This window comes from Streptomyces sp. NPDC060194, from assembly GCF_042728285.1.
GTDB lineage: Bacteria > Actinomycetota > Actinomycetes > Streptomycetales > Streptomycetaceae > Streptomyces.
The window spans coordinates 1-2,305 of record NZ_JBHWZH010000280.1; the positions used below are offsets into that span (position 1 = coordinate 1).

Sequence of the window (2,305 nt, forward strand, 5' to 3'; positions counted from 1 at the left end):
CGCCTGCGGGTCCTTCACTGGACGAACCTGGTGTCCCGACGGTAGGTCAGGCGGCCTTCGGCGCGTTCACGTCGGCCGGGAGGGCCTTCTGCGCGACCTCGACCAGCGCGGCGAACGCGTTCGGGTCGTTGACGGCCAGCTCGGCGAGGATCTTGCGGTCCACGGCGACGTTGGCGGCGTTCAGGCCCTGGATCAGGCGGTTGTACGTCATGCCGTTCTCGCGCGCGGCGGCGTTGATGCGCTGGATCCACAGCCGGCGGAAGTCGCCCTTGCGCTTCTTGCGGTCGTTGTAGTTGTAGACCAGGGAGTGGGTGACCTGCTCCTTGGCCTTGCGGTACAGGCGCGAGCGCTGACCGCGGTAGCCCTTGGCGGCCTCGAGGACTGCCCGGCGCTTCTTGTGGGCGTTCACTGCCCGCTTGACGCGTGCCACTTGTTAACTCCTTGTAGCGGGGCCGTGGGGGTGTTCACACGGCCCGAAAGTGATGGGAACCCGGTCTCGACGTCCGTCCCGTCCCGGTCACCGGGGCGGGCGGCGGCGTCACTTGCCGAGAAGCTTCTTGACCTTCTTGGCGTCGGCCGGGGCCACCTCGACGGTGCCGGTGAGGCGCCGGGTCAGCGTGGACGACTTGTGCTCGAGCAGGTGGCGCTTGCCGGCGCGCTCACGGAGCACCTTGCCGGAGCCGGTGATCTTGAAGCGCTTCTTGGAACCGCTGTGGGTCTTGTTCTTCGGCATAGCGCCGTATCTCCTCGTCAGTGGCGCTCCCCCGGTGCGGGCACCGGCTGGCCGGGAGCGTCAGATCTTGGTTTGTGGTTCCGGGTGCGGCCGGGGGCTGCCTGGGTGGCAGCCCCGCGGGGTCACGCCTCGGAGGGGTTCTCGGCCTGGGCCTCGTCGGCCTGGGCCTCGTCGACCGGGGCCTCGGCGGGGGCGGACTGCTTGCCGCCCTCGCGCTCCGCCTTGCGGGCGGCCTGGGCCTCGCGCGCCTCGGCCATGGCCTCGGTCTTCTTCTTGTGCGGGCCGAGCACCATGATCATGTTTCGGCCGTCCTGCTTCGGGTTCGACTCGATGAAGCCGAGCTCCTCGACGTCCGAGGCGAGCCGCTGCAGCAGGCGGAAGCCCAGCTCGGGGCGGGACTGCTCGCGACCACGGAACATGATCGTGATCTTGACCTTGTCGCCCGCCTTGAGGAACCGTACGACGTGACCCTTCTTGGTGTCGTAGTCGTGCGGGTCGATCTTCGGCCGGAGCTTCATCTCCTTGATGACCGTGTGCGCCTGGTTCTTGCGCGCCTCACGGGCCTTCATGGCCGACTCGTACTTGAACTTCCCGTAGTCCATGAGCTTGCAGACCGGGGGACGCGCGCTCGCCGCGACCTCGACCAGGTCAAGGTCGTACTCCTGCGCGAGCTCCAGGGCCTTGGCAAGCGGAACGATCCCGACCTGCTCGCCGCTGGGGCCGACAAGTCGCACCTCGGGAACGCGAATCCGGTCGTTGATACGGGGTTCGGCGCTGATGGATCCTCCTCGGTAGCACCCCACGACTGCCTGGGGAGCAGCCGTGACAATGTGTGTGTCCACGGACCAACCGCTCCGGCGCACAAAAAATGCCCCGGACGGGACACAGGCAGGGCTCCATAACTACCGGAGCACCGCCACGGTCAACCGCGGGGCGCGCATCGAGGGGCTCCATCGTCCGTACGGAACGATGGGGGCCGCCTGACCGGTGACCCGCCGCCCGGGGGGCGGCTAGGTGGGAGATCGGAGCCTCCACTTGTGGGCCGGGCACTGGGTGTCCGGCCGGTCGCTGGACAAGATTAGCAGCTCCCGGGCGGTGGGCCCAAACGGCCGGGGGCCGCATATCGTGGGCGCATGAGCAGCGACGCCACAGGCAGCAACGATTCTCCCACCACCCCCGCCGCCGGGGACACCGCCGACTTCGACGCGATGACCCGCGACATCGCGGAGGTGCCCGCCGTCGAGGTGATCGTCACCGTGGCGGTCAACCTGATGAGCGCGGCGGCGGTGAAGCTCGGCCTGACCGAGGACGGCGACGCCCACAAGGACCTGGACGAGGCCCGCAAGCTGGTGCACGCGCTGGCCGGCCTGCTCGACGCGAGCACGACCGAGATCAGCTCCTTCCACGCGGCCCCGCTCCGCGACGGCCTGAAGTCGCTGCAGCTGGCGTTCCGCGAGGCGTCGATCGTCCCGGACGAGCCGGGCCAGGGCCCGGGCGAGAAGTACACGGGCCCGGTCTACGGCTAGGGGCGGACCGCGGAGAGCCGGGTGGGACGCACACGTCGTGCGTCCC

At 69.3% G+C, this 2,305-nt stretch carries 4 protein-coding genes; 1 reads left to right on the top strand and 3 read right to left on the bottom strand.

The annotated features are described in order from the left end of the window. Nucleotides 1-46: 46 nt before the first annotated feature. The 3 genes from rplT to infC all read right to left on the bottom strand — a co-directional run bounded on the left by rplT (nt 47) and on the right by infC (nt 1,536). Entirely contained in the window at nt 47-430 is a 384-nt protein-coding gene (gene rplT / locus ACFWEG_RS28850) for a 50S ribosomal protein L20 (RefSeq protein ID WP_387221021.1), read from the bottom strand. Between the two features lie 108 nt (nt 431-538). Beyond that, nucleotides 539-733 carry a 50S ribosomal protein L35 gene (gene rpmI, locus ACFWEG_RS28855; RefSeq protein WP_387221023.1) on the bottom strand — a complete coding sequence of 65 codons (195 nt, stop codon included), beginning with the start codon at nt 731-733 and terminating at the stop codon, nt 539-541. A 122-nt stretch (nt 734-855) separates the two neighbouring features. Continuing rightward, nucleotides 856-1,536 (bottom strand): translation initiation factor IF-3, encoded by a 681-nt coding sequence (gene infC / locus ACFWEG_RS28860; RefSeq protein ID WP_387221028.1) that lies wholly within the window; start codon nt 1,534-1,536, stop codon nt 856-858. A gap of 330 nt (nt 1,537-1,866) precedes the next feature. On the opposite strand from infC, the gene ACFWEG_RS28865 reads away from it, so the two are divergent. Beyond that, entirely contained in the window at nt 1,867-2,259 is a 393-nt protein-coding gene (locus ACFWEG_RS28865) for a DUF1844 domain-containing protein (RefSeq protein ID WP_387221025.1), read from the top strand. Nucleotides 2,260-2,305 lie beyond the last annotated feature (46 nt).

What these genes read in the sequence shown, in the direction of transcription:
- rpmI (WP_387221023.1), bottom strand. Translation starts at nt 733, where the DNA reads ATGCCGAAGAACAAGACCCACAGCGGTTCCAAGAAGCGCTTCAAGATC.
- ACFWEG_RS28865 (WP_387221025.1), top strand. Translation starts at nt 1,867, where the DNA reads ATGAGCAGCGACGCCACAGGCAGCAACGATTCTCCCACCACCCCCGCC.